A 2,080-nucleotide genomic window follows, 5' to 3' on the forward strand; every position below is an offset into this window, starting at 1 on the left:
CTTTTTTCTATGTTTTAAAAAAGTTGATTTATCAGGTGTTAAACACGACAAATAATTATGAAATTGGCTCACCTACTAAGAGAAGAAGTAAAGCAGCAAAGGCATTAACGACGTGCTTCATCATTTTTCCAAGATAACGTCCAGCCAGTTCGGGTAAGTGAGCCCCTTCATTACGAAGTGAGATCATTCCAAGCATGAAATCGTGGACGGCGCCGGCAAATATATTGCCGAAAATGATCCATATAAATGCTACCGGTCCGTATAAAGCCCCCATAATAGGTCCAAAAATAGGTCCTGTACCTGCAATGTTAAGCAGCTGAATAAGAGCATTTTTCCTTGTACCCATAACGACATAGTCATTACCATCTGCGAGTTCGAAGGCAGGAGTGGTACGCTTGTGCTCAATTCCGAAATTTTTCTCAATAAATTTACCGTAAAAAATATAACCCAATATAAGTGCTGTAATACCCAATATGAATGTTATCAACTTAAATACCTCCATTGCTTTAGTTTGTAAGCGGTTTATACATAGCTTACTATAATCGTCGTAATATAATACTAATTTTTCATTATAATTAAATGAGAAATAGGTTAGGAGTGATAAAGGCAGTAGATACAGTAGATACTTACATTAAACCTCAATAAGGACTTGTTTTGTAAGTCGCTGTATGCTATAATATTTCGGAGTGAGTACTCTTAAATGAATACTCTCCTTGCTCTTTCAAATGAAAGGGCCAAAGACCATAAGGAGGTGACAGTCAAAGATGAGTCAAACAGCTAAGTACGAATTATTGTATATTATCCGTCCTGATCTTGATGAAGATGGAAAGAAAGCTCTTGTTGAGCGTTTCGAAACTATTCTTAAAGATAACGGTGCTGAAGTTACTGAATCAAAAGACTGGGCGAAACGTCGTTTTGCATATGAAATCAAAGGATACCGTGAAGGAACTTACCGTCTGGTAAACCTACAGTCCAATGATGCAGCTGCAATCAACGAATTTGAGCGCCTAGCTCGTATCAATGACGATATTCTTCGTCATATGATCGTACGTCTGGAAGACTAATTGTTTCACGTGAAACAATAAATATGATTGCCTTTTGATGAAAGGAGACCTTTGATTGATTAATAATGTCGTTTTAGTGGGAAGATTAACCAGAGATGCAGAATTGCGTTATACTGGAAGCGGGATTGCAGTAGCAACTTTTTCCGTAGCAGTAGAGCGTCCATTCACAAATGCTCAAGGAGAACGCGAGACGGACTTTGTAAACTGTGTTGCCTGGAGAAAGACAGCAGAAACAATTTCTAACTTTACTCGTAAGGGTTCGTTAGTAGGCGTGACTGGTCGTATCCAGACTCGTAATTATACGAACAACGAAGGAAGAAAAGTCTATGTAACAGAGATCGTTTGTGAGAATTTCCAGATGCTTGAACCGAAATCTGTCACTGAGAAACGTGCGCAGAATGATGGGTCATCAAATTATTCAAACAATAACAGCGGTAATTATTCTCAACAAAACAACCAGAATCAGGCTCCAAGAAATAATAATCAGAACAATTATGCTAACTTCGATGAAGATCCATTTGAAAGTAACAATGACTCCATCGATATCTCAGATGACGATTTACCATTTTGATTCAAGATAAAAGGAGGATTATAACATGGCTGGACGCAGAGGCGGAAGAAAACGCCGTAAGGTAGATTTCTTTGCAGCAAATCACATCGAATATATCGATTATAAAGATGTGGACTTGCTTAAACGTTTCATTTCAGACAGAGGTAAAATTTTACCACGTCGTGTAACTGGAACTTATGCAAAAAACCAACGTAAATTAACAAAAGCAATTAAACGTGCTCGTATCATGGGCTTGTTGCCATTTGTAACTGAAGATTAAACTAAATTAATATTATCGAGCTGTGACAGTGTAATAACTGTTGCAGCTCTTTCTTTTCTTGTTTTTTTCGTTGGCATAAGTTGTTTCACGTGAAACACATTCTCGTCAAATGCTTACTATGTGTAAAATTAATGTCGGAAGAGGGGAAATTCGACCTAGACAAAAAGAAAGAAGACCCTTAATCTA

The 2,080-nt window shown here is 37.5% G+C and carries 3 protein-coding genes and 1 pseudogene; 3 read left to right on the plus strand and 1 reads right to left on the minus strand.

Going from position 1 to position 2,080, the window contains the following annotated elements:
• Window positions 1–73: 73 nt before the first annotated feature.
• Window positions 74–487, minus strand: a pseudogene (locus ABFX15_RS11735) (carbon starvation CstA family protein); the annotation flags it as partial.
• A 277-nt stretch (window positions 488–764) separates the two neighbouring features.
• On the opposite strand from ABFX15_RS11735, the gene rpsF reads away from it, so the two are divergent.
• From rpsF to rpsR, 3 genes are read left to right on the plus strand one after another with little or no spacing between them, the layout of a single operon-like run.
• Window positions 765–1,064, plus strand: coding sequence for a 30S ribosomal protein S6 (gene rpsF, locus ABFX15_RS11740; protein ID WP_091266714.1), 300 nt, complete (start codon window positions 765–767; stop codon window positions 1,062–1,064).
• 55 nt (window positions 1,065–1,119) lie between these two features.
• Window positions 1,120–1,635, plus strand: coding sequence for a single-stranded DNA-binding protein (gene ssb / locus ABFX15_RS11745; RefSeq protein WP_346025586.1), 516 nt, complete (start codon window positions 1,120–1,122; stop codon window positions 1,633–1,635).
• Between the two features lie 25 nt (window positions 1,636–1,660).
• Complete coding sequence (gene rpsR, locus ABFX15_RS11750) at window positions 1,661–1,894, plus strand: 30S ribosomal protein S18 (protein WP_091266708.1); 234 nt, start codon at window positions 1,661–1,663, stop codon at window positions 1,892–1,894.
• Window positions 1,895–2,080 lie beyond the last annotated feature (186 nt).

The organism is Alkalibacterium indicireducens, from assembly GCF_039522005.1.
In the GTDB taxonomy this organism is placed as follows: Bacteria; Bacillota; Bacilli; order Lactobacillales; family Carnobacteriaceae_A; genus Alkalibacterium; species Alkalibacterium indicireducens.